At 48.2% G+C, this 255-nt stretch carries 1 rRNA gene; it reads left to right on the top strand.

Features of this window, described 5'->3' with window-relative positions:
- Positions 1–255: ribosomal RNA gene (locus tag G6554_RS25455) — 23S ribosomal RNA — on the top strand; the annotation flags it as partial.

Below are 255 nucleotides of genomic sequence, written 5' to 3'. Positions count from 1 at the left end.
TAATGGAACAGTATCTTTACCTGAATACATAGGGTATAGAAGGCATACCCGGGGAACTGAAACATCTAAGTACCCGGAGGAAGAGAAAGCAAACGCGATTCCCTGAGTAGCGGCGAGCGAAACGGGATATAGCCCAAACCAAGAGGCTTGCCTCTTGGGGTTGTAGGACACTCAACATGGAGTTACAAAGGAACGGGGTAAATGAAGCGACCTGGAAAGGTCAGCCAGAGAAGGTAAAAGCCCTGTAGTTGAAAC

The sequence above is a fragment of the Bacillus sp. MM2020_4 genome, assembly GCF_011250555.1.
GTDB lineage: Bacteria > Bacillota > Bacilli > Bacillales > Cytobacillaceae > Neobacillus.
Note: the sequence above shows the minus strand (reverse complement) of the source record. Positions and strands in the feature narration are given on the sequence as shown.